23 protein-coding genes are annotated in these 23,817 nt (G+C 63.1%); 2 read left to right on the plus strand and 21 right to left on the minus strand.

All coding sequences use genetic code 11. The annotated features are described in order from the left end of the window. Both relB (AC1RT4_RS19735) and AC1RT4_RS19740 read left to right on the plus strand, forming a co-directional pair. A complete protein-coding gene (gene relB / locus AC1RT4_RS19735; RefSeq protein ID WP_034152589.1) occupies positions 1–207 on the plus strand; it encodes a type II toxin-antitoxin system RelB family antitoxin in 207 nt (68 codons plus the stop codon). Next, complete coding sequence (locus tag AC1RT4_RS19740) at positions 197–481, plus strand: type II toxin-antitoxin system RelE/ParE family toxin (protein WP_493087239.1); 285 nt, start codon at positions 197–199, stop codon at positions 479–481. The genes relB (AC1RT4_RS19735) and AC1RT4_RS19740 overlap by 11 nt, the downstream gene beginning before the upstream one ends. A 139-nt stretch (positions 482–620) precedes the next feature. Here AC1RT4_RS19740 and relB (AC1RT4_RS19745) read toward each other — a convergent pair whose 3' ends face one another. From relB (AC1RT4_RS19745) to mnxG, 21 genes are all read right to left on the minus strand, one after another. Then, the gene (relB, locus tag AC1RT4_RS19745; protein ID WP_493087241.1) at positions 621–812 is read right to left on the minus strand and encodes a type II toxin-antitoxin system RelB family antitoxin; all 192 of its coding nucleotides are present in this window, start codon (positions 810–812) and stop codon (positions 621–623) included. Positions 813–885: 73 nt separating this feature from the next. Continuing rightward, the gene (locus AC1RT4_RS19750) at positions 886–1,266 is read right to left on the minus strand and encodes a DUF6124 family protein (RefSeq protein ID WP_493087243.1); all 381 of its coding nucleotides are present in this window, start codon (positions 1,264–1,266) and stop codon (positions 886–888) included. An 855-nt stretch (positions 1,267–2,121) separates the two neighbouring features. Next, positions 2,122–2,982: a CsgG/HfaB family protein gene (locus AC1RT4_RS19755; RefSeq protein WP_007956142.1), complete on the minus strand. Its 861-nt coding sequence runs from the start codon at positions 2,980–2,982 to the stop codon at positions 2,122–2,124. 29 nt (positions 2,983–3,011) lie between these two features. Beyond that, complete coding sequence (locus AC1RT4_RS19760) at positions 3,012–3,443, minus strand: curli assembly protein CsgF (protein WP_007956141.1); 432 nt, start codon at positions 3,441–3,443, stop codon at positions 3,012–3,014. After that, a complete protein-coding gene (csgE, locus tag AC1RT4_RS19765) occupies positions 3,440–3,832 on the minus strand; it encodes a curli production assembly/transport protein CsgE (protein ID WP_493087246.1) in 393 nt (130 codons plus the stop codon). The genes AC1RT4_RS19760 and csgE overlap by 4 nt, the downstream gene beginning before the upstream one ends. Continuing rightward, positions 3,829–4,368, minus strand: coding sequence for a type II secretion system protein (locus AC1RT4_RS19770; protein ID WP_007956138.1), 540 nt, complete (start codon positions 4,366–4,368; stop codon positions 3,829–3,831). The genes csgE and AC1RT4_RS19770 overlap by 4 nt, the downstream gene beginning before the upstream one ends. Next, complete coding sequence (locus tag AC1RT4_RS19775) at positions 4,343–4,717, minus strand: type II secretion system protein (RefSeq protein WP_007956137.1); 375 nt, start codon at positions 4,715–4,717, stop codon at positions 4,343–4,345. The genes AC1RT4_RS19770 and AC1RT4_RS19775 overlap by 26 nt, the downstream gene beginning before the upstream one ends. Positions 4,718–4,722: 5 nt before the next feature. Continuing rightward, the gene (locus AC1RT4_RS19780) at positions 4,723–5,196 is read right to left on the minus strand and encodes a type II secretion system protein (RefSeq protein ID WP_007956136.1); all 474 of its coding nucleotides are present in this window, start codon (positions 5,194–5,196) and stop codon (positions 4,723–4,725) included. 2 nt (positions 5,197–5,198) lie between these two features. Continuing rightward, complete coding sequence (locus tag AC1RT4_RS19785) at positions 5,199–7,046, minus strand: secretin GspD/PilQ domain-containing protein (RefSeq protein ID WP_007956135.1); 1,848 nt, start codon at positions 7,044–7,046, stop codon at positions 5,199–5,201. Then, the gene (locus tag AC1RT4_RS19790; RefSeq protein WP_493087249.1) at positions 7,043–7,561 is read right to left on the minus strand and encodes a hypothetical protein; all 519 of its coding nucleotides are present in this window, start codon (positions 7,559–7,561) and stop codon (positions 7,043–7,045) included. Before AC1RT4_RS19790 ends, AC1RT4_RS19785 begins: the two co-directional genes overlap by 4 nt. Beyond that, positions 7,561–8,109: a GspMb/PilO family protein gene (locus tag AC1RT4_RS19795; protein ID WP_007956132.1), complete on the minus strand. Its 549-nt coding sequence runs from the start codon at positions 8,107–8,109 to the stop codon at positions 7,561–7,563. The genes AC1RT4_RS19790 and AC1RT4_RS19795 overlap by 1 nt, the downstream gene beginning before the upstream one ends. After that, positions 8,096–8,641, minus strand: a complete 546-nt coding sequence (locus tag AC1RT4_RS19800; protein ID WP_493087251.1) for a PilN domain-containing protein — start codon at positions 8,639–8,641, stop codon at positions 8,096–8,098. The genes AC1RT4_RS19795 and AC1RT4_RS19800 overlap by 14 nt, the downstream gene beginning before the upstream one ends. A 1-nt stretch (position 8,642) precedes the next feature. Further along, the gene (locus tag AC1RT4_RS19805; protein ID WP_493087253.1) at positions 8,643–9,446 is read right to left on the minus strand and encodes a hypothetical protein; all 804 of its coding nucleotides are present in this window, start codon (positions 9,444–9,446) and stop codon (positions 8,643–8,645) included. Next, positions 9,427–11,148, minus strand: coding sequence for a GspE/PulE family protein (locus AC1RT4_RS19810; protein ID WP_011333429.1), 1,722 nt, complete (start codon positions 11,146–11,148; stop codon positions 9,427–9,429). Before AC1RT4_RS19810 ends, AC1RT4_RS19805 begins: the two co-directional genes overlap by 20 nt. Positions 11,149–11,231: 83 nt before the next feature. Beyond that, positions 11,232–11,765: a response regulator gene (locus AC1RT4_RS19815; RefSeq protein ID WP_085607714.1), complete on the minus strand. Its 534-nt coding sequence runs from the start codon at positions 11,763–11,765 to the stop codon at positions 11,232–11,234. A 221-nt stretch (positions 11,766–11,986) separates the two neighbouring features. Further along, entirely contained in the window at positions 11,987–12,940 is a 954-nt protein-coding gene (locus AC1RT4_RS19820; protein WP_493087256.1) for a peptidylprolyl isomerase, read from the minus strand. 15 nt (positions 12,941–12,955) lie between these two features. Continuing rightward, the gene (locus AC1RT4_RS19825) at positions 12,956–14,506 is read right to left on the minus strand and encodes an ABC transporter substrate-binding protein (protein ID WP_493087258.1); all 1,551 of its coding nucleotides are present in this window, start codon (positions 14,504–14,506) and stop codon (positions 12,956–12,958) included. A gap of 9 nt (positions 14,507–14,515) precedes the next feature. Continuing rightward, positions 14,516–15,154 (minus strand): SCO family protein, encoded by a 639-nt coding sequence (locus AC1RT4_RS19830; RefSeq protein ID WP_493087260.1) that lies wholly within the window; start codon positions 15,152–15,154, stop codon positions 14,516–14,518. Next, positions 15,151–15,801 carry an SCO family protein gene (locus tag AC1RT4_RS19835; RefSeq protein WP_493087262.1) on the minus strand — a complete coding sequence of 217 codons (651 nt, stop codon included), beginning with the start codon at positions 15,799–15,801 and terminating at the stop codon, positions 15,151–15,153. The genes AC1RT4_RS19830 and AC1RT4_RS19835 overlap by 4 nt, the downstream gene beginning before the upstream one ends. Positions 15,802–15,814: 13 nt before the next feature. After that, on the minus strand, positions 15,815–17,737 hold the full coding sequence (locus tag AC1RT4_RS19840; protein WP_493087264.1) for a YncE family protein: 1,923 nt from the start codon (positions 17,735–17,737) through the stop codon (positions 15,815–15,817). Positions 17,738–17,811: 74 nt separating this feature from the next. After that, on the minus strand, positions 17,812–23,658 hold the full coding sequence (mnxG, locus tag AC1RT4_RS19845; protein WP_493087266.1) for a manganese-oxidizing multicopper oxidase MnxG: 5,847 nt from the start codon (positions 23,656–23,658) through the stop codon (positions 17,812–17,814). Positions 23,659–23,817: the final 159 nt, after the last annotated feature.

Genomic DNA, 23,817 nt, shown 5'->3' on the forward strand with positions numbered 1-23,817 from the left:
ATGATCGACCCGTCTTTGATCGACCCACTGTGCCCGGTTGTTTCGGATCTTGATCCTGAGGAACAGGCTGCGAGTTATGACCGTTGGTTTCGGGCCGAAGTACAGGCCTCTCTCGATGATCCGCGTCCGAGTATTCCCCATGAGCAAGTGATGGAGGAAATAAACGCCTTGATGGAATCAATGCGCAAAAGCGCTGATGCAGATTAAGTGGCGACCCAAGGCTCGGGTCGAACTCTCGAAAATACTGAAGTACATTGGCGAGCGAAATTTTGTAGCGGCGACAGCACTTCACAAGTCAGTCGTAAAAACTACATCTGCGCTTCCTTGGCATCCACACCTTTATCGCAAAGGTCGCTCTCCCGGCACTCGGGAGATTGTGGTAAGCCCGAACTATCTCGTCGTTTATCAAGTGGCGGACCGAATTGAGATTGTGAGCATCTTGCATGCGCGTCAGGAATACCCTCGACCTGACCCCAGTTAAGATCCCGTCCTCGTCTCAACACCCAAAACCGTGCTTCCCATGGAGGTGCGGTTTTTTGTATCTCAGTACTCAGCTAATTGAGATGAAACATGCGATTTATAGCGGCTTGAGCCTTCTTGCCGTCTGCAACGCAAAGCACTTACCTCGCCTCATGCTTTCTTCGTTTTTCCTCCATCAGGGCCGACATTTCAGCCATTACCTGCTCATTCGGAATGCTGGGTCGTGGGTCATCGATTGAAGCCTGTATTTTGGCAATCAACCAGCGGTCGTAGCTGGCGACCTGCTCTTCGCTTTCGAAGTCTGAAACGATGGTGGAGATCAGGGGATCCATGGTGACTCCAGTTTGTATGTGAAAAACGCGACCCCGTTGCCGGGTCGCGTTTTTTTATTGGGGATGTGCTGGATCAGTCCTTCAGCTCGACGTGATCCAAGGCCTGATTTACGGCCAGTTCACCCAGCATGAGGATCTGCGCGATGCCCAGGGCGGTCTTGCGGTGGGCGGGGTCGAGGGTGGCGGCGAAGTTGTTGAGCATCTCGCTGGCCGAGCCCAGGGATTCGCTGGCGTTGGCGAGCAGGGATTCGGTGTTGTAGGCCGGGTTGGCGAGGTACATCGGGGCGGGTTCGTTGACGCTGCCCATGATGTGGGCGCCGGGGCAGAGGTAATGATCGAGCGCGCGTTCGGCGGCTTCGTGGAGTTTTTTGGAGTGGGTGGAGGTGTATGGGGAGGTTGGGTCGGTTTCGGGGTTGGTTTGGATTTCGGGTGGGTTGGGTGTTGGTTTCTTCATGATTTTTACCCTGTATGACGGTTATAGCTGGCCCTATTCGGTTTCCAAGCGAATAGGTGGCAGCTGTACGCAGGCTGGAAACCCGGGACAGAGCAACCCGGCAGACACGAGGTCTCCTACGCACAGCCGCCATAACAAAGTGCACACCATGAAGGTGCGCAGGATACGTTATGAATGGCGCTTGTGCGCTCTGTTGTTACGCGGGTTTCCATGCCCGATCACTGAATTGGCAGCGACCGAAACAGGCTAGAGCCCGCGCTTCCGACGGACAACCTGAAAACCTTGTGGGAAGGATCGCTGAAACAGACACAACTTTTAAACATTCGAGAATGGAACGCGGAGCGTCCCGGGCTGCATTCCCACGCGGAGCGTGGGAACGATCAAAGCAAAAGCAATCCGCTTTCTGCTTTCCGCTTTCTGCTTTCCGCTTTCCGCTTTCTGCTTTCCGCTTTCCGCTTTCCGCTTTCCGCTTTCCGCTTTCCGCTTTTCGCTTCTCACCACTCAACACAATGAGCGTTAGCTCGAGTAAAGCTTTTGACGTGCTGGCCCCTTCGGAAGGCTGAGTGGAGGGATTTATCCGGGGGGTGGGAGCGCAGCGACCGTGCGGCGCAGCCGCATGCATCGAGAGGAGGTGCAGCGAAGCAAACCGGAGGCGATGCCCCCGGATGGATCCCGGAGCGAAGGAACCCCGAGCCCCAGCGAGGGGCCGAACGCCGGGGCCAAGCCTTTTGCTTACTTTTTGGCGTTTGAAAAAGTGAGCCGCTGTAAGAGCGGAACCGCCAGCAGCAACACCCAAAAAAACGGATATTCACCCAAACCACCCAGAGAACCTGGTCGGCCCGAAGGCCGCCACGTTCACTCGGCATCCGGATCAACCTTGTTCTGAGTCAGGTACCGATTCAAAACATCATCCTGACCCGGGGTAGAAGCATCCCCCGCCACCTGCCAAAGATGCCGCTCAATCCCCTGCGCCACCATATGCCCCACCGCCGCCTCAATCGCCGAAAGCACACACAACTGCGCCGGCTCATTAGTCGTATACCCGACCTCAGCCTCAAGCAACTTCTTGAACTCGATAAACTTGAAAATCCCCGCACTGCGCGCCACCGAATAAATCGTCTTGCTGGTCATCACATTCGCCAGCACCTGCCCGCTACGCACATCCACCGCCCGCAAGTTCACAGTCACCTGGTCAACCCGATACTCACGGGACAGATCAATCCCCAGATACCGCGCCCCTTCCCCACCGCTACGCACGTTAGTGTCATAAGCGATGATCCCGCCCTCAAGCATCATGTTCGCCGCCTGCAACGGTGGCAGCTCACCCTGAATGTTCACCGGCGTATTCGGCTTCTTCTGCGAAGCCCGAATGATCTTGCGTTCAGTCAGCAGGTTCTGCAGCCCCTCGCGTTCGAGCACCACAAACCAGCCGCTGGCCTGCATCGCGTCCATCAACATCGACGCCGCGCCCTGGGTGACGCTGGTGGAAAACGAACTGGCCGGCGTCGGTTTGTACTGCCCGGTCTGGTCACGGAAGCCATACACCACCGCCATCAGCCGGCCCTTGGGTCGCGGCATTTTCAGCAAGTCGTAATAAGTGGAGGCCCTGGGGGTCAGGGTCGGGGTATCGGTGTCCTGCTCGGCCGGCATCGGCTCGCGCAGACTGCACCCTTGTAATGCTGCCAACATCAGCCCTAGCGCTATTATTTTTTTCATGTCCATCACTCCCCGGAACCGCCATCCCGTCATGGGTTGAGGCCGTTCACCTGAATTTCGGAAACTTCGCCGCTCGCTCGGTCGGTCACCTCAATCGTGAGAGCCCCCGAGTCATCAACGACGTTGACGATAAAAGCGTCGGTGGACAGGCTCCCCGTGTTGCCGGTGGAGATGTTGTCCAGCAGTTGCCCTAGCAACCGCGACTGCAATTGACTGGTGAAGCGTTCGAGTGCCGAAGTGCCGGCCACCGTCGAGCGTTTCTTGAGATCCGGATCGTCGTGGTCGTTTTGCGCCTGGGCGTTGTTGAGCAGCCAGGTGCCGTTGAGCGGGTTGCCGCCGAACGACGGGTTGACCGGCGTGTAGACCAGTTCGGTGGCCTGGACGGCAGCGGCGCTGGCAAGCCCGATCAACAACCCCGAGATCCAGAATCCGCTGCGCCGTGAGAACGTTGTCGTGTTCATAGTTCGTCCTTCTCAAGGTCGGTGGTGTCCTGCAACAAGGCTTCCAGCTTGCGCCGGACGACCTCCAGTCGAACCGAGTCGGCGGCCTCGTAGGCCTCGTCCTTCAGTTCCACGGTGTTCGGCGGCAGGAAGCGCCGATACACCAGGCGTTGTTGATACTCGACGGTCACCAGGCTGCCCCAGCGCGCGTCGGGGCGCTCGCGCACCACCAGGTTGAAATCCATGCGGCTGGTGTCGCGCAGGCGCTCGCTGAACGAGTAGTAAAAGTCGTGGCCGATGTGCGAGATCGTGTCGTCGACGATGAAGCCCATCATTTCGTCTTCTTCGCTGGCGCTGGCGAAAGACGCCACGACTGCGAGGACCAACGCGCACCACACGTGGCGGCTCATGGCTGCAACGCCTGCGGCAGCGCTGACTGGCCTTTTGCAGGGCCGTTGGTGCCATCAAGGAAGGCTTTCTCGGCCACGAACTGCCAGTCCGAATAACGCTGCATGCCTTCGAAATCCGACCACTGCGACGGGAAGTCCGCCTGCTTCAACGGCACTTCGGTGGAGGCACTGTTGATGCCGGTGATGCGTCCGTCGAAACCCCGTTGCAGTGCCCATTCGCCGCCGCCGATCGGGTCCGGATAGAGCTGACGCAGGTGGTGGCGGGCTTCCGGAAAACGTTCGTCCTGCAGCAGGTCGACCAGCTCTTTCGGGTACTGCGCCAGGCCCGGCGAGCTGCGGTAGTAGCTGCGTAGCGCCTGGGCGTACTGGGTGCCGACCCACAGCAGTTGCTTCTCGCGATCGCGGCGCGACACGGTCGACCACAGCTCGCCGGCACTGGCCAGGCCCATGCCCATGATCACGATCAGGAACAGCACGCCCAGGTAGGTGAACCCACCCTGCTCCACGTGCTTACCACTCGGAATACTGGCTGCCATCACGCGCCCTCCCGGTAGCTCCGCTCTTGATATCGGCAACGCCGCCCGCCACGCCGTCCGGCGGTGCGATCAGCACCCATTGGTCATTGCGTTCGGTGATCGGGTCCAGCGGCGCGTTGCGCAGGTAGCGGGTTTCCACCAGTTGCTCGATGGAATCGGGATAGCGCCCGGTGTCGCCATAGTAGTGATCCAGCGCCTCGCGCATGGCCGACAGGCTCTGATGCAACGTGGTCTCTTTCGAGGCCTCCAGGCTGTTGAAGTAGCGCGGCAAGGCGATGGTCATCAGGGTTGCGATGATCGCCATCACCACCATCAGCTCGAGCAAGGTAAAACCCTTTTCCCGGCGCATGAGAATCACCACTCGCGGTACGCGATGCCGTTGAGGCCTTTACCCCGGGCGTGGGAGTAGACGTCGAACACGTCCTCGCCATCGCGCGGGTTCTGGGCCGAACTGTTGTAGGCCCGCAGGCCCCAACCGCCGTTGTCGTCACGTTTGGCCGGCACCAGCGGATCCCGCGGTATCCGGCGCAGAAAGTAGAACTTCGCACCCTTGGCGCTGCGCACGTCGCGCACGCCTTCGACCAGCACTTTCAGGTTCGGCGGATAGCCGCTGCTGTTCAGGGATTTCTCGATGTAGCCGGCATCGAAGGCACGCTTGTAGGCGTCGATGCCATCGCGAATCTGATACAGCGCGGTGCGCAGTTCCTGCTCCTTGCCACGCCGTACCAGGGTCTCGGTCAGCGGCGCGGCCATGCCGGCCAGCAGGCCGATCAGGGCCAGCGTCACCACGACTTCGATCAAGGTAAAACCGCGCTGGGAGGCGTTCATGATCAAGGCTTCTCGACGGTAACGTGAGTGGTTGCCACGGCCGCTTCACCGACTGCACGAGGCTGCGCGGCAGGCGCTGGCATGGTGTAGTTCTGCGAACGGTCCGGCGCCTGGATGTGCATGCTGGTTTCGGTGCCGGTCGGGAATTCCATGTCCGACGGGCTCTGGTACGGCAGGTTGCGCACGATCCGTGGGGTGATCGAGAGCACCAGTTCCGATTTGCCGATGGTGTCCTTGTTGCTGCCGAACAACCGGCCCAGACCCGGAATGTCGCCGAGGCCCGGAATCTTGTTGCCGGTGGCGCCGTGGTCGTTGCGCATCAGGCCGGCGAGGATCTGGGTTTCGCCGTCATGCAGGCGCAGCGAGGTCTGGGCGTTGCGGGTATCGACCTGCACCGGGATCGTCCCCTGGCGGGTCGGCTCCAGCGGCGTGGCATTACTCACTTCCAGGGCGATCTTGATCGCCACCTCGTTGTTCAGGTGCACGGTCGGTTGCACTTCGAGCTTCAGACCGACGTCGAGGTAGGTGACGCTTTCGGTGATCACCGGGCCCTGGGTCGACGGCACCGACGTGGCGCTGATGATCGGCACCCGCTGACCGATGTGGATGCGTGCCTGTTCGCGGTTGCTGACGCGGATCACCGGGCTGGCGAGGGTGTTGATGTCGTTGTCCTGGGCGTTGATCTTGGCTTGCGGCGACGGCGAGATCGAAATCCGGCTGGAGTTGATGCCCTTCAGTTGATCGAGAATGGTCACCGCCGAACCGTCGCTGTTGACCACACCGAAGGTGTTCGGCCATTGCAGGCCGAGGTCGAGAATGCGCTGGGTGGCAACTTCCATTACTTCCACTTCCAGCACCACTTCGGGGTTGGACTGGTCTTGCGATTGCAGGAGTTTTTCGGCCATGCGCACGGCGTCTTCGGTGTCGCGCATGGTCAGGGTGTTCAGGCGTTCGTCGACGAACACGTCGCGGGTCTTGAGCATGGTCTTGATCATGTTCAGCGCGGTGTTGGCGTCGATGCTGGTCAGGTAGAAGGTGCGCATCACCAGCTCTTGATAATCCTTCAGCTTCTGCGGCGAGTCCGGAAAGATCAGCAAGGTGTTTTCGTTCACCACTTTCTGGTGCAGCTGGTTCTGTTGCAGCAGCAGTTGCACGGCGTCTTCGATGCGCACGTCACGCACGAAGATCGTGGCTTTCATGTCCGGGCGCAGGTCCTTGTCGAAGATGAAATTCAGGCCGGCAACCTGCGACAGCACTTCGAAAATGGTCTTGAGGTTGGCGTCGCGAAATTCCAGGGTCACCGGGCGGTCGAGCCGGGTGCGCAGTTGCGGGTACTGGATCACGTTGCGGCTCTGCACCAGACGGATGTTGCCTTGCAGCTCCAGCGCACCGTCGTTTTTCGGGTCGAGTTCGAGGATCTGTTTGACCTGGCGGTCGGCGCCGTAGATGTCGCCCCGGCGCAGGTCGCCACGGGCCAGCTCCAGTTTCTCGTCCATGCTGCGCAGGTAGTCGAGCTGGCGCAGGGCATCCTGGGCGCGGCGGTTGTTCGGCTCGATGGTCAGCACCCGGCTGTAGGCTGTGCGGGCCGAAGCGAAATCACGGCGGGCGCGGTCGGTGTCACCGGAGGTCAGCAGCGCGGTGATGGCTTTGGCCCGTCCGCTGTTGAGCAGCAAATGCAGTTCGGTGTCGCGAGGGTCTTCGCGCAGGCCTTCTTCGATCCGGGCCAGCCCGGCCTCGTATTGACCCTGCTCGATCAGGTCGGAAGCCTCCTTGTTGGCGACCTGCGCGGAACTGCACGCGGCCAGCCCGGCACACAGGCCGAGGCTCATCAGCAAACGGGATCTGTTCATTGCGTACTCCCCACAGACAAGGTCTGCGACAAATGCAAAGGCAGGTAGACCAGGCTCAGTTCCACATCGGAAATCGCCGCAATCTTCCAGGTGTCGTCGATCACATCCCCGCTGCGCACGACGTAGATTTTCTCGCCGTCCTGCAAGAACACCTGCAGGTCGCTGCGGTCATGCAGCCTGCCGACGAACTGAAACGGCACCGGTGGCAGGCTCGGGGCTTGCACCACCGGGGTCGGGTTGATCGCTTGTTCGGTGACCGTCGCCAGGGTTGGCGCGGCCTTCCAGGATTTGCTCGCAAACAGGTCGCCGGCCGGGCTCAGGTCCTTGATCGGCGTTGCATTGGCCTTGGCGCTGCTGGCGGGCAAGGCGCCACGGGCGCTGGCTTTCGCCGGGCTGGCCACGGCGACTTCGGTCGAATCCGCTTCGTCGCTCGGCGAGAAATATTCCGGCAACCAGGCCAGCGCCGCCGCCACGCCGAAGAACGCCACCCAGCCGGTTATGCGTTTGGTGCCCATCACGACCTCGACAGGTAGAGGGTCATACGGATCCGGCCGCTGAGGTCGGTGTCGGCAATCTTCTTGCGTTGAAACTCGACGTCTTCCACCACCACCGCCGGCAACTGGCCGAGCAAGGCGTGCAGGAAGCGGCGCAGTTGCGGGTAGCTGCCACGCACCGGCAACAGGATCTGGTAGCGCGCCAGATGGGTCTTGGGATCGACGCCGAGGGCGTATTCGCCGCGCGCCAGGGTGATGTGTTCCTGCGCGGCCAACGCGTAGATGCGGTCGATGGCGACGGTGGCTTGCGGCTGGGCCGGCAACTTGTTGCGAAAATCATCCAGCTGGCGTTGCGGCACCACCGGCGGCGCGATGCTGCCGTCCTCGACCTTGGCCAGGTATTCGGTGGCTTCCTGGGTTTGCTGGCTGAGCTGTTGCAGCGATTGCCAGCCCGGCAGCAAACCGCCGAGTGCCCAGGCAACCGTGACCAGCAGCAGCGCCAGACCGGCCAGGCCCGGAACGCCGAGGCCTTGCAGGTATTCGTGAACGATCAGTCTAGGGATTCGCATCGCCTATCTCCCAGGTCGCCGACAGGTTGAATTGCACCGGTTGCTCCGGCGATTTGACGACGATTTCGTGGCTCAGCAGCGACACGTCGGACAGCTCGTCACTGGCCTCCAGCCGTTTGTGGAAATCCAGCATCGCTTGCAGATCCCGCGCTTCGGCGCTGATCCGCACCTGGCCCTTGCGGGCATCCGGGGTCAGGGTCAGCAAGGCGATGTCGTCGCGCGGCATGGCTTCGAGCATGGCGAACAAGCGTTCCCAGGGGCGGCGCAGTTGCTGCGAGACCTTGCGCATTTCGGCGAGGTTCTGTGCCTGCTCGCGGGTTTCCGCCGGGCTCAAGGTTGTCTTGGCGCCGCTGTCGCCGGTGAGCTGGCGTTGGGTGTGCTGCAAGTGACCTTGCTGTTGTTCGGCCTGATCGCCGAGGTGCTGCTGGACGCCGAAGCACACCAGCGCGAGCAACACACCGCCGCCGAGCAGGCTCCAGCCCAACGGGCCGGAACGCGGACGAGGCTGGAAGTCGAGGTTCAAGGTGCGCATGTCAGGCCACCGCCCGGGACATGACGTACAAGGCGTCACGCACGGTCATCGAGTCGTCTTCGAGGGTGCGCAGGTGCACCCCCGCCACATCCGGTTGCGCATCAAGGCGCGCCGGGGCGTGCAGATAAACGTTGAAGGCGCGTTCGCTGGTGGAGGCTTGCAGTTGCCGTTCACGACCGATCAGCGCGCTGAGTGCTGCATCGCTGTCGCTGCCGCCCACCGAGCGCACCGACGACCAGCGCCCTTCCCTTGCCAGCAGCAACACGCTGCGTTGCGGTTCGGCGACGATGAACAGGAAGTCGCCGGCATCGAGACTTTTGTCGAAGCGGTTGAACGCGGTCATCAGGTACGGCTGCACCGAACGCAGGCGCAGGCCACGGCCGTTGACCAGCGTGCGCAGGCGTTCCAGCAAGTCCTGCGGCAAGGCACTGGCGATCCGGTCATGCCCGGCGGGCTCGGCCGACAACACCAGGCTCCACGGTTGGGTCGGGGCGCCGAACAGGTCTTCGAAGCACAGTTGGGCGAAGCCGCGCAGTTCGTCAGGGCTGCTGATCTGCTCGCTCCATGGCACCAGGCAGAAGCGGCTGAAGTGGCCGGAGATCACCACGCTCAGTTCGGCACCGGCGCGGGTGTGTTCGCCGAGCAGACGGTCGAGGGTGTCCAGCGCCACCGCGTAGCTCTGGAAGCCTTCGTCGATGTAGCCGACGCTGCCCAGCCACAGGGTGTCGCTGCCCCGGCGCTGGCCGAGGCCGACACCGCTGGCGCCGAGCACGGCGATAAATTGATCACGCGATAAAAGTGACACGATTGATCTCCTCCAGCGTGGTCCGACCGTGCTCCACCAGCTCCAGCGCCGATTCGCGCAACAGGCGCAAACCACGGGCGCAGGCCAGGGCTTTGATTTGGGTAATGGGTTGGCGCTCGACAATCATCTGGCGCAGTTCGTCGTCCAGGTGCAGCAGCTCGGCAATCGCCGTGCGGCCGCGATAACCGCTGCCCCGGCAGTGGCCGCAGCCCTTGCCGTGGACGAAGTGGTAGTGATCGACTTTCTGTGGATCGAGGCCCGAAGCGCGCAGCTCTTCATCGCTCGGGTTGACCGGTGTGCTGCAGCTGCTGCACACCAGCCGGATCAGGCGCTGGGCGAGAATCGCGTTGAGCGCCGAGACCAGGCTGTAGGGGTCGATTTCCATTTGGGTGAAACGACCGATCACGTCGAACACGTTGTTGGCGTGAATGGTGGTGAATACGAGGTGACCGGTGAGCGCCGACTGCACGGCGATCTGCGCGGTGTCCGGGTCGCGGATCTCGCCGACCATGATCTTGTCCGGGTCGTGGCGCAGGATCGAACGCAGGCCACGGGCGAAGGTCAGGCCTTTTTTCTCGTTGACCGGGATTTGCAGCACGCCCGGCAGCTGATATTCCACCGGGTCTTCGATGGTGATGATCTTGTCCACGCCGTGGTTGATCTCGGTGATCATCGCGTACAGCGTGGTGGTCTTGCCGCTGCCGGTGGGGCCGGTTACCAGCACCATGCCGTAGGGTTCGGCAGCCAGGCGGCGCAGTTGGCGCAGGGTTTCGTCTTCAAAGCCCAGCGCTTGCAGTTGCACGCCGCAGACCTTGTCGGCCAGGTCCTGTTTGTCCAGCACCCGCAGCACCGCGTCTTCGCCAAAGATGCTCGGCATGATCGACACCCGGAAGTCGATCTGCCGGCCGCTGATGCCGATCTTGAAGCGACCGTCCTGCGGTACGCGTTTTTCGCCGATGTCCAGTTCGGCCATGACCTTGACCCGCGAAATCACCTGCTCGGCGAACTCGCTGCCCTGGATCTTGCCGATGTTGTTCAGCACGCCGTCGATCCGGTACTTGATCACCAGGCCCTGGCCGGTGGTGCCGAGGTGGATGTCGCTGGCGTGCATTTTCAGCGCGTCGTACAGGGTCGAGTTGACCAGTTTCACCACCACGCTCGAGTCTTCGCTGATGCTGGTCAGCGACAGGCTTTGCAGGGTGTCGGTCTCGCTGCCGGCGTCAGCCTGGGCGTTGAGCGATTCGACCGCGTGGAAGCTTTCTTCGTGGCGGGCCAGATAGGCCTTGAGGTCATCGGCGTGCACCAGATACAGCGGCGCGCCGTGCAGGCATTCGTCGATCCAGGCCAGGCGCGACGTGTCGAAGGGGTCGGCAAACACACCGATGACTTCGTCGTTGTGGCGCAGCAGGATGAATTCACGTTTGAGGCATTGCGCGAGGGTGACCCGGTCGAACACCGGGGTCGCCAGAAACAGCGTGTCGGTGTCGAGCACCGGGTAATGCAGGGTGGCGCCGAGGCTGGCAATGAACGGCATCGGCGCCAGTTCGCAGAGCACGGCCAGTGCATCGAGCACCCGTTCCCCGGAGGTGGTGGCCCGTGCCCGGGCCTGGGCCAGTTGTTCACTGGAAAAGCGTGGCGGGGTCTGTGCCTCCTGCGGAGGATTGACCGACAGCGGTTCGACGACAACGGACAGACGATCCATGGCTTGCTCTCCAACACCCGGGGCTTGAGGCCCTGACGGCGCGGGAGGCAATTGCGGCGAGTGCCGGAACGTCTATCGCGCCATTACTCCCCGGTGAGCATTTGATCGTCGTCCGGTGCCATGGCCTCCGACCTGTTTCGTCGGCGGTCCGCCAGCACCCAACTGCCATCGTACAACTGCAACGGGAAGCTCTCGGTCCTGCTCTGGCGTCGTTCGACAAAGCCTTCGGATGGGCTCGCACCGGGTTTCGCTTCGCGCTGGATCCCCAGAAGGTCGCAGACAGCTCGGGCAAGTTCCGCCAAAGGAAACGGTTTGAACAGGATGTGACTGACCCCCAGTTGCCGCGCCCGCTCACAGACTTCAGCGGTCGGGTGACCCGTTATCAGCACGAAATGACACGTCCTGTTCTGGCGAACCGCGTCGAGCACCTCGAACCCTTCCATATCGGGCAAGCGGTAATCGAACACCAGCACGTCGGGGGCGAAAGTCTCGGCCTGGCCGATTCCGTCTGCGCCGTCATGTGCAATCCGGACTTCCAGCCCTTGCGCCGACAGATAATCCTGAAGGTTCTGTGCAAGCAGCTGTTCGTCTTCGACAACCAGTACTTTGTTAACCAAGGTGAACTCCTTGCAGCTACAGATCCCGAAAGCGGAGCCTGCTGGAGTGCGCCTCACAAGAGGTAACGCACACTTCATGCCAGGCTGAGTGCCGGTAATTTTTTGTCTTCATGTCCTTGAATTGAATGGAAATGCCCGCTCGTCCCGGTACCCCGTTCCCCAGAAACGGGGAAGCACCTGAATGGGCATCGAAGCCATTCCCCACTATTGGGGGGGAACCTTCAGTCGTCGTCAATTCGTTCGATCCTGTTCTCTGCCCGTAATTGCGCGAGCACCTGACGACGAGCCTGGGTCTGTTGCTGTCGGGCGAGGTACGCCCTGACTGTTTCCAGCCCTTGCTCCTCTGGGACATCGGCCGCCTCCTTGTGGTTCTCGACAAAAATCAAATGCCAGCCGAACGGTGTACGCACCGCCGTGCTGACTTCGCCAGGCTTGAGGGCAAATGCCGCCGTTTCGAAGGCCGGCACCATTTGCCCACGGGCGAAATACCCCAGGTCCCCGCCCTGGCTGGCGGTGACATCTTCCGATCCCGATTGAGCGACGCTAGCAAAGGTTTGCCCCCCTGCGATAGCTGCGCGCAACTCTTCCAAGCGTAGTCGCGCCGCTTCAACCGTGGCGGCATCGGCATCGCCGGCAACCTTGATCAGAATGTGCCGGGCCTGCACCTGCTCCGGCGCGCCCATTTCAGCGCGGTGTTCTGCAAAAAACGCCCGCACCGTTTGCTCGTCCGGGGCCTGGACCTGGGTCAGCTCGGCAAACATCCGCTGCGCCGCCAGTTCGCGGTGGGTGTACTCGGTGAACGAGGCCTCATCGAAACCGGCGTCCTGCAAACGCTGGAGGAATTTATCGGTGCCGCCGATGGCGGTGCGGGTCTGTTCGACCTGTTCACGCACGGCTTGCTCATCAATCTTCACCCCACGCTTGCGCGATTCCTGCCAGAGCAGCTCCTTGTCGATCAGCGTGTCCAGCGCGGCCTGACGCAGTTGTTTATAGGCCTTGGGATTGCGGATGCTCGCCACGGCGCGGCCCTGATCTTCCAGGTACTCGGCGAAAAAGCGTTCCAGGCGAAACTCGGAAATCGCCTCGCCGTTGACCCGGGCGGCCACCGGTTCATTGTTCGCCAGCGCCACCGGCAACCAGCATGTCAGCAGCAAACACAGGGTTTTGAGCTTCATGATCAGGGCCTCCGGTCAGGGCGTGGCAATAATCGGTTTGTAGGGAGCGACCAGATAAAAACGCTGGTCGGGCAAGTCAACGGTCACCACGTGCGCCCCGCTCAGGCCCAATCGTCGGCCGGGGCCGAAGCTCAGGCGCGGGGTCAGGCCGGTATCGAAGTCGTGCAGGCCTTCGAGCGCCGCCACCAGTTTTTCGCGGCTGGCGTCGCGGCCGGCCTGCTTCATGCCCTCGCTGAACAACAGCATCGAGGCGTAGGCGCCGACTTGCAGCACCGCGTGCTGGGCGCCGAGGCCTTGATGCTCACGCAACAGCGTCAGCGCCATGCGCCCGGCCTGGGTCCAGTCACTGGGCACGAACGGATACGCCAGAAACACCCGCCGGGAAAAACCCTCCGGCACCTGCAACAAATCCCCCGCTACCTGGCTCGATGCGGCAAACAGGTACGGCACCTGCCCGGCATTCTGCAATCCGGTCGCCAGCCGGCTGAAACCCCCGCCGCTGCCCAGGTAGAACACCGAGCGCGAGCCCAGCGGCAAGCTGTCCGCCGTCGGGTCGTAGGCCTGCAAATGGACTTTTTGCCAGCCGTGATCCTGCAAGTAGCGGCCGAGGGTCTGCGCCGCCAGCACTTGAGCCGGGTCGTCGGGATAGGCAATCAGCGTCGGCCCTTGCAGCACTCGCAAACTGGCGGTGGCGTAGTCGGCCAGCGCGAACAGTTGCTCGCGCAGCCCCGGCAACGGTTCGAAAATCTGCGGGCTGGCCTGCACCGATCCGAGCAACGACATGGCCCCGATCAGCGGCACGCCGGACTGCTCCAGACGCGGCGCCAGTTCGCTGTCCAGCGCCGGGGCCAGCGGTGCGATCAGGGCGAAGACTTTCTCTTCCTCGATCAGCCGTTGCAGGGCCTGTTCGGCGCTGGCGCGATCCGGGCCGGGATCGGCCACGGTCAGGCGCAACTGCCGGCCGTGAATGCCACCGGCCTGATTGATCCGCGCAACGCTGCCTTTGAGCACCGCCGCGATGGTGGCGCCCTCCTCGGCCAGCGGCCCCTGGCTGGGCAACAAGGTGCCCAGGTGCAAGGTCTGGTCATCAAGCCCAGGATCGCGGTCATCGGCCAGGCGTTTGAGGTACGCGGTGAGGTTGCGCTGATCCTTCATCGACAGCAGGAAGCGCGGCATGCTCGGGTCGAGGCGATTGTTGCCGGGGTCGCGGCCCTGCTGGATCACCCGCGCCAGACTGCTGTCGGTGTAGGCCGGGTAATTGCGGCCGTTGACCTGTTGCTGACCGTGGATGCTGGTCAGCCGCGACCAGTTGAGCTCCGGCGGACGCACTCCGCCTTCGGGTCGGCCCAGACCATCGGCGCCGTGGCAGTTGGCGCACGGCAGGCTGGTAGCCGGCAGCAACACATCCGCCGCGCCGACCCGCGCCATGATCGGCTCGCCGCTGGCGGACAGGCCTTCGCGGTACAGGCGCTTGCCGGCGCTTTCCTCATCGGTCAGCGGCAACGCGGCCGCGCCGAGGCTGACGCCAGCGAGCAGGATCAGGGCGAGGACGCGGCCGCGGTTCATGGCGCGGACTCAGCGGCCGGCCACGGGCATTGTCAGCAGCTGCAAGCGCTGGGCAATGGCGGCGGCGGGGGCGTCGGGACGGATTTTGCTCCAGCGTTTGTTGGCCACATCGCCGACGATCAACTGGGTCGAGTGCTGCTCGGGCGTCGGCACGATCTGGCCGATGCGGCCCAGCACCAGGTCCATCTGCGCCTTGTCGCCGGTAAGGAAAAGCCAGTGAGGGTCATCGGCACCCTGCTTCAAGGTGTAAGCCTTGAGCACCGCCGGCGTGTCGCGCAGCGGATCACTGGTAAGGGAAATGAAGGTGATGCCGTCGGCCTTGTCGCCCAGCAGCTCGCGGACTTCCTTGAGCTTGCGGGTGATCAGCGGGCAGGCGTCATTGCAACTGGTGAAGATCACGTTGAGCAGCACCACGCGGTTGTGCAGCGCATCGCTGTAGAAACGCTGGACGTCGCCGTGCTGGTCGAGCAACGGGGTGTCGGTGAACCAGGTTTTCGCATCGTGAGTGCCTTTGGCCGGTGCGGGCGCAGCGCTGCTCGTTGTCGTTGCTGGTGCCGGTGCCGGTTGTTCGTGGCCTTCGTGAGCCAGGGCCATGGCGCTGAAAATCCAGAAACAAACCGTCAGGGTGATCCAGTCCAGGGTTCTCATGGTTGTTGCTCCATGGCAATCGCGGTGTGTTTGGCGTGGGTGCGCAGGCCGCTGAGTTTCTCGACTTCCTTGGCCAGCAATGCCGGGTCGGTGAAGCCGTAATAACGCGTCCAGTGGCGACTGTTGCCGTCACCGACGAGGATCAGCGGCTGATGATTCTTGAAGTCGCCGCTGAAACTGCCGAGGCCCTTGAGGGTGGCGGTGATCGATTGCGGCGAACCGGTGAGCCAGCTCCAGCCCGGGCCTTTCTGGAAGGTGCGGGCGTAATCCTGCAAGCGTTTCGGGTCGTCGCGCTGCGGGTCGATGCTGATCGACACCAGCTGTACTTCCGCGCCGACCCGGGCACCGAGCTGTTTCTGCACCTTGCCCATGATCGACGAGACTACCGGGCAGACCGTGGTGCAACTGGTGTAGATGAAACTCATGACGACGATCTTGTTGTGCACCAGATCCTGCTCCAGGTGCACGGTCTTGCCGTTCTGGTCGAGCAGCGGCACGTCGACGAATTTGACCTGGGCGTGCTCCTGGCTGTTGGCGGCCGGTGCCGTGTGCCCGGCATGCTCGTCCGCCGAGTGGGCGCTGGCCTGCTGGATACCGACGGCCAACAGGCACAGGGTCAGCAGGCCACGGGATGCAAATCGGTTCATGGTCTTTTCCTCGTCACTGAGTCTGGCCGGGCAGCACCCGGACACTGGCAAATGTCTTGTCGTCGAAACCGGCGCCCAGCGAGGCCGCGCGCACGTGCAGATACCAGGCGCCGCTGCGGTCGAGAGTCACCGGCGCTTCGTACACGCCGTCGTCGACTTCCCGTGCGGACACTTCACGGGGGCGGGAAGTCGGCGCAAGGAAGTAGCGCAACTGCACGTCGGTCACGCCGCTGCGCTGGATCTTCTGTTTGCCCTGGACGATGCGAAAGCGCACCACGTAGGGGTCATTGAGGGCCACGGCGGTCTTGTCCAGCAGGAACTCGACTTTGGGCGCCCCCACATGTTTTTCAGGCGCGCCGTCGGACGCCACCTGCGCGGTGAAGCAATGAATGATGTTCGGCTGGTTGAGCAGGAACGCCACGTCGAAGCGCCCCGCCGCCGGCAGCTTGACCCGGGCGCTGTAGAGTCCCGGCGAGACTTCGCGCAGGCTGCGGTCGATCACCAGCGCGGCGCGGGCGATCTGCCCCCGGTTGGGGTAACCGGACATCGGTGCGTTCATGCCTTCGGCGTAGAAATAGGTGGTGTTGTCCACCGGGTTGACCACGAACACCGCGTTGTCATCGCGCGATACCGCGAGGCTCGACGCCAGCGGCAGATCGCCGGCCAGCCGTGGCGGCTGTGGCCCGGCATCAAAACCCTGGGTAATCGGCTGACGCCCTTCGCCGAGCGAAGACAGGTTGATCATGGTGACTTTCGGCGAAGCCAGTCCGCGCACGTAGGCATAGGCCTGGGTGAACACCACTTGATAGGGTTCGGCCGAGACTTCCAGATCATGGATCGCCGAATCGTTGGCCGCGTCGATCACCGTGGCGCGGTTTTCCAGCGTGTTCAGCACCACGCCAAAACGGCCGTCGGCGCTGAAGCCCATCGGGCCGAGGCCCTGTTGCAGCTTGATCACCCGGCGTACGGCGCGGCTGTTGCTGTCGATCACGGTGACGGTGCCGTCCTTGCCGTCGGCCACGTACACCGCGCCGGACAGCGGCGAATACGCTACCGACAACGGACTGGAGCCGGTCTTGATCTGTTGCAGCAGGCTCAGGCTGGCAATGTCGATGACGCTCAGGGTGCCGTCGTCGCGGTTGCTGACGAAGGCGAAACGGCTGTCCTTGCTGAACGTGATTTCGTGGTGGCCGCGCCCGGTCGCCAGGTGTTTCAGCGGTTTGAGGCTCTGGGTGTCGATCACCGTGACCCCGGACTCTTCAGCCTTGCTCGCGTTGTTGCCGACCCACAGCAGACGCTCGTCCGGTTGCAGCGCGACCCGCACCGGTTGGCTGCCGGCGGCCACCGAGTCGATCACCTTGAATTGCTCGCTGTCGATCACCGCCACTTCCCCCGCCGTCGGCATCGACACGAAGACCTTTTTGTTGTCCTTGGGCGTGACCCAGTCCATCGGCGACTGCTTGAGTTCAATCCGCGCCAGGGTGCTGGTGATGCCGCCGACCGAAACTGACGGATCGACCACCGAAACGCTGGCATCGCGGTTCATCACCAGCAGGAAATAGCTGTTGAGGTCGAGCAGCGGCCGCGCGCCGATGTTGGATTTGAGGAACGTACCGACCCGCGACTTGCAGCTCTGGTCGCGGCCCTGGGCCTGATCGGCGGCAAGGGCTTGCGGATCGATCCACGCCCCCGGCGCCACACCGGACAACGGCTGGCCGGACGCACCGTCGGTGACGCGAAACTGCACGTCGGCGAACTCCCCTTCACGCAGCTGACCGTCGCTGGCCAGCGGCTTCAGATCGAAGGCGATCGACACGCCGTCGCGGGTCAGCACCTGCTCCGCACTGGTTTGCGCCAGGGCAATCTCGCTCAGCGTGAGCAGCGCGCCGGCCATCGCCAGCAGGCAGACGCCGATGATGTTGATGATCCTGTTCATACATCTCTCCCCTACAAACCTTTCCCCACCTGTGGGAGCGGTTTCACCGGTTCCCACAGGTTGCGCATTGGCACCTACTGAGCAGGCGGCGCCGGCTCCGGCTCATTGGTCACCCGCAGCAATCCCCACAGCCCCGAGGTGTTGCCATAGGCGGCGTAATCGCGGAACAGGTAGTCCCCCGGTATCGCGTTGCTGCCCCCGGCGCTCGGGATCATGAAGCTGAAGTGCGCCGCCGGCAGGACGCTCTCGTGAGCTCCGATGTACATCGACATCGGGTTGTAGCCGAAGCGCACCGAACCCACGCCCGGCGTGCCCATCGGGTAGCCGCCGGTGTCGCTCTTCTCGGCCTGGAACGGGTTGAGCGACCAGACGTGTCCGTCAAGCTGGAACGTCGTGCCGCGACTGCCGCCGCTCGGCATCAGAATGTGCGTACGGAACGGCTGACCCGGTTTGGCATACAGCACCGGCGTCTGCGGATCGCCCCCCACCAGCGCATTGCTGTACGCCATGTGCGCGTTGGTCATGTCGCCGTAACCCGCGCCATCGGCACGACCGAACGGCGCATCCGGGGCGAGGCCGAAGCGATACCACAGCGGTTCGGTCTTGTAGTTGATCGCCATGCTCGAGTTGTCCTGCGGATCGGTTGGCACACCGAAGCCCTCGGCAGCGATGCCTTCGACCGGCCGGCCATTGGCCCAGCGGGTGTTCAGCGCCTTGTGCCAGACCATCGCGAAGTCGCGGTAAGTCGTCTGCCCCGGTGCGGTGACCGTGGCGTTGACCTTGCGCGCATCGTCGACCCAGGTCGCGCCGATCGGCAGGATGCTCATCGCACCACCCAGACCTTTTTGCGGCTGCTTGATCACATCCGCCGGGGTGAAGTTCAGGCCACCGAACTCCACGGCCGTGGCGTTGATGTTGTCGACACTGCGGCCCAGTTGCGTGACCGGTTTGCCTTCACGCTCCAGGTGCCCGGCGTAGTACTGATAAGTACGGGTCGGGTAGGCGCCGCTGCTGCCCACCCGTGGTGGCACGGTCTGGGTCGGGTTGGCGCCGACGTTGGCACCGTCGGATTTGGTGATGTCGTAGGCCAGCAGTTGGGCGTGCAGCCCCACGTGGCTGGACGGCCGCATCAGGTTGTTGCTGAAGGTGGTCGAGCCCAGGCCGCTGTTGCGGTCGCGTTTGACCATGCCTTGCATCACCGCAGTCTGGGTCAGGTCCGGCATCACGCTCGGCAGACGGTTTTCCAGGGTGATGTTGATGCAGTCCCCGGCCGCTGCGCGCAGCACCAGCGGTTCGACCGGAATGCCGGGTTTGAGCTTGCCGCTGACCGGATCGAGGTCGGATTTGCGCACGTACAGGATCGCCGTCGGATCATGCAGCGGCCCGCTCTGGCCACCAATGGTGATGGTCTCGCCGTCCTCCGGATCGGTCACGGTCACTTGCGGGATGCTCACCGTGCGCGAGTTCAGCACCAGGGTGCCGCCCGCCGGATTCAGCGGCCCGCCGACATGCTGACCGAGCCCGGCCGAATCGCCGATGCTCAAGCCCAGCGAATTGCCGAGGATGTCGTTGGCCAGCGCGGCGACCACTTCATAGTTGCGCTGCACCGTCGGACGGGTGCCGATGCCGTTGGGGTTGGCACTGATCCGTGGGCAGCTGCCTTCGAACGCCACGGTGTTGCGCATGCCGGCCGGACTCGGGTTGTTGGGGATGGCGAACAGGTCATTGCGTTTGGCCGTGTAGTTGCGCATCACGCCCCAGATCCCGCTCCAGTAGCCTTCGATCGAAGCGTCCATCGAGTACAGATAGTCACCGGTGGTCGCCGCAGAACTGGACAGCATCGACACAGGTGCGATGAAGCCCATCTGTTCGGAGATGCCGATCATCTGCGAGGCGCGCCAGCCCGAGTTGGAGCTGTTGCCGAAACCGGAACCGCTCTGCAGCCATTTCACGCCGTGCAGGGTGACGTTGTGCTCTTCCTCGTGGCCGCCGGCATGCACCCGCAGACGCACGTTGTCGCCAGTGTAGGTACGCAGCATCGGGGTGAACGGGTCGCCCGGCTCGCTACCGCCCTTGTTGATGTGCGGCGGGAACAACGTAGTGCCGCCAGTCGGGCCGGTGGCGGCCGTCACCAGATTCGGCGCCAGGTTCATCGCCGGGATCGCCCGGTCGGTACGGCTTTGCATGGCATAGGCCAGATCACCGCCGAGGCCGTCGGCCTGCATGCCGCGCTTGCCGTCCGGGCCGACCTTGTTCGGGTCGTAGACCCGCAGGGCCAGCGGCTCGTTGCGATAGTTGACGACGAACATGCCCGGGTCATCCACGGAGATCGCTTGCGGGCAAGGCCGGCTCGGGCAGCCCGGCACCTGACCGCCCTGCACTTCCAGCACGCCTTCGAGCAGGGTGCTGGCGTTGTTGCGCACCGGCGGGTTGATCGCGTAGCGGAAGCTGTCGGCGGTGGCCGGGAACGCCTGCGGATTAGGCACGCCGTTGGGGCCGGCGCCCACGTACACACCGGCTTCATAGGCGTGCTGGAAGTCGCTGTATTCGAGGAAGAACTCACGGAAGCTGTCGTTCTTGCCGTCACCATCGAGGTCGCCGGTGTTGATCACCGCCTGCCATGAAGTCGGCCCGCCGTCCTGCCGCGCGCCGCTGTACAGAGGCTCGCCGGTTTCGGCGTGGAACCAGGTGGAACCGGCCGGTTCCGCCAGCACCGTGGCATACAGCCCGATCTGCTGGTGAGTCGATGGGCCGAGGTGGTCGTGGGTAAAGATGGTGCCCAGGCCCCGATCCACGCCCTTGGCGTTGACCACCGGGTCGACGAACCAGCGTTGCATGGCCGTGCGCGCGCCCATCCAGTCACTGCGCCCGAATTGGCCGAAGAACGGATGCGCCTTGGCTTTCGGGCACGCCTGGGTGCCGTCGCGCGGGTCAGTGCCTTCGCACTGGTTGAATTCGCGGATCGCGTGAATGCGTTCCTGAACAGCGCCCGGGGAGAGCACGCCGTCCTCGTAGTTCCAGCCGTTGGAAGAACCGTCGGCAGCCGTCAGGTCCCACTTCGGCAGGTGAATATGCTGGCCGATCACGTCGGTCGGCGTGCGCACCTGATAGTCATCCATCTCGTAGGTGGCGGGCACCAGGTTGGTTTGCTGGTATTGCACGCAGTCGAAGGTGTTCATGCGCATCACCAGCGGCTCTGGCGGACGCTGCTTGGTGATCACCGGCCAGGCGTCTTCCCACAGCGCCAGAATCCGGGCTTGCGGGAAGTGATAGCCGACCTTGTTGTAGACCGCGTCGAACTGAATGTTGGCGGCCTTGTAGATCCGTGGCCGGTCGGCGGTGAAGGTTGAGGCGCCGACGAAGGACATGCCGTCCAGCCGGTCGCCGCTGGCGAATTCACCGGTGCCGGCGCTGCTGGTCAGGCGTTTTTGCCGGTCGTCCATGCACGGTTCGTAGTACGGCGCGCCGGCAATCGGCAAGGCGCCGTTGGTGCGGAAGGCCTTGGCCACGATCTGGTTGCCGGGCAGCAAGGCAAAGCTTGGGTGATCCTTTTTCGCATGGAACGCCATCGCGGCCTGTTCCACTTCAGTGCCTTCTTCGGGCAGGTAAATCGGTTTGGCGCGGGTGACTTCCTTGGAGAAGTCCAGCGAGGTGGTCACGGTGTGTGCCGCGCCTCCCGCCGACACCCCGTCGAGGGTGTGACGCTGCAAGCCGCCGTCCCAGCCGCCGGACTGATTCGGGTCGAGGTTGGCCCACAGCGCTTTGCCGCTGGCTTTCAAGGATTGCGCGGTGGCGGCGTCGAGCATGTCCAGCGGCGGGGTTGGCGGACGCTGACCCACCGAACTTTCCATGCCGCCGATCCAGAACGGATAACCAGGGTTTTTCAGGCTGCCGTCGGCGTTGCGGTTGGCTTCGCTGCGATCGACCAGTGCCAGGGAACCAATGGCTTGCGAACCACCGTTACCGCCGTGGTGTTCGCCGTCGTCATCGCCCTCTTCTTCCTCATCATCGTCATCGTGGCCGGCGACCAGGGTTTCACCGATTTTCGGCACCACCACTACTTTGCCCGGCATCGGGGCCATGGCTTTGCCGGGCAGCGGCACGACGGCAGGAATCGGCGTGCCGGCAATGATCTCGCCATCCGGCAAGGCCCGGGCACCGGCGGCCGGTTTACCGCTGCGCAGTGCATAAGGTTCGCTGTGATAACCATCGGCGCCCTGTTGCGAGACTTCCAGCCGGGTGCCTTCCTCGAATACATCGTGCACCCGCCACATCGACCACATGCCCTGGGCGAAATGCGGGTAGAAGTGGCAGTGATAGATCGCATCGCCGGCCACCCGGTTGCGGTTGCCTGAGCCGCCGTTGGCGATTTCGTAGGTATAGCCGGCGCCTGGGCCAATGCCTTGGGCATCGACGTAATCGGAGTTGTCGTCGTTGGGGTTGAACAGCCACTGATGGCCGTGCAGGTGGAAAATATGCTGCTCGTGGCCGTTGTGGGTGTTGCGGAATTTGACGAAGTCACCGATGTAGCTGTGATTGACGTTCGAAGGCTCCGACGGATACAGGGCCATGGTGGCCTTGACGCCGACCTGATCGGCGCTCGGTGTCTGGCCGGGGGCGATGTTCTCGAGCCCGGTGTTGGCCGGCACGTCCACCAGCATCGCCACGTCGCCGACGGTGTGCGAGCTGAGGAAGAATTCTTCGTAGGCACACGACAGGCAGTCGTGCATCGGACCTACGCCGAGGCGGTTGGCGACCACTTCAGCGCCCATGCCGCCGGAACCATAATTGATCATGAACGAGTCGCGGGTCGGTTCCAGCACGTGGGCCATGACCGGGTCGGCCCAATAGGCGGGGAACGCCTGGGTAGCAGCAGTTTCGTCCTGGAACTGCGAGGCGAAATCGCGAAACGGTTCGAGGCGGTTAGGGATCGCCGGGTTGCGTTTGCCCACCGATTCCAGCGGATAGGTGCTGGACGCAAAACTGCCATCGGCGTTGCTGCCCATGACGATTGCATCGCTTTCGCTGGAGATGATTTCGTTGCCGTCGACCATGCTGATGATCGGCGTGCCGGCCTTGCCTTCACGCAACCACGGTTCGCGCTGCGGGTAGCGGGCCTGGTAATCGACGATCGGGTGACCGGCCGGTGTGCGGCCGGTGGTCGCCAGACGCATTTCTTCTTCGGTGAGGGTGTTGCGATAGGTGCGTCCCGATTTCGGCACCACCACGACCTGGCCGAACAGGCCATTGGCGACGTTGCCGGCCGCGCCCTCCCCGCCAAATGTCGCGCCACGGCTGCTGACGGCAAACGCCCCTTCGCGCTCGGCGTACAGCACGTACGAACGGCTCGCGCCCGGCGGCACCAGGGTGTTGGCGTTGCGTCCGGTGTAGGAGGAAATGTCATCGATGCTGTTCACCGCTTGCAGGCCGTTGACCTGGAAACCGACATGGCGGTCGGCGACCTGCTCATCGACCTTGAAGTCTTCCGCGCCGCCGGCATTCTCGATGCCCTCCTCGCCTTCTTCTTCGCCCTCAGGCCCTTCGAAGTGCTTGTTGGGGTTGGCCTGGTAATCGAGCAGGTTCTGCAGATTGATTGTCAGGCAATCACCGGCAGCCACCCGCAGCACCAGCGGCCGCGGACGCTTGTCCGCACGCAACGACACCTTGCCCGGCACCGCGCTGCCGCCGTAGGCCAGCGAGACGTCATGGTCATCGACCACATCGCGGCGCAACGCGAACATCATCCCGTTGACGTTCTGCGCACCGAGGCGGTTGAACATCAGCGGTTGATCGAAGGCGACCACATTGGCCACCAGATTGCGCTCGCAGCGCACGGCCGAGCTGGCGACCTCGATGCTGAGCATCGAGGCGACAAACACCAGCAGGTTGAAAAGGGACGGAGCGTGATGAAGGCCGACCATGATCAGAAACCTCGTAGTGGGTGCTCACGGGAATGATTCTCGACAAAACCCTCGGAGCAATCCGCGTGCCACAAAAATTTGTCTTTCGGTTCAACCAGTTACACAAACCACTTGAGAATCCGGGGGATATTCCCCACCCGATTCCCCACTTTTCCGGGG

This window comes from Pseudomonas sp. GW821-FHT11D10 (assembly GCF_058808435.1).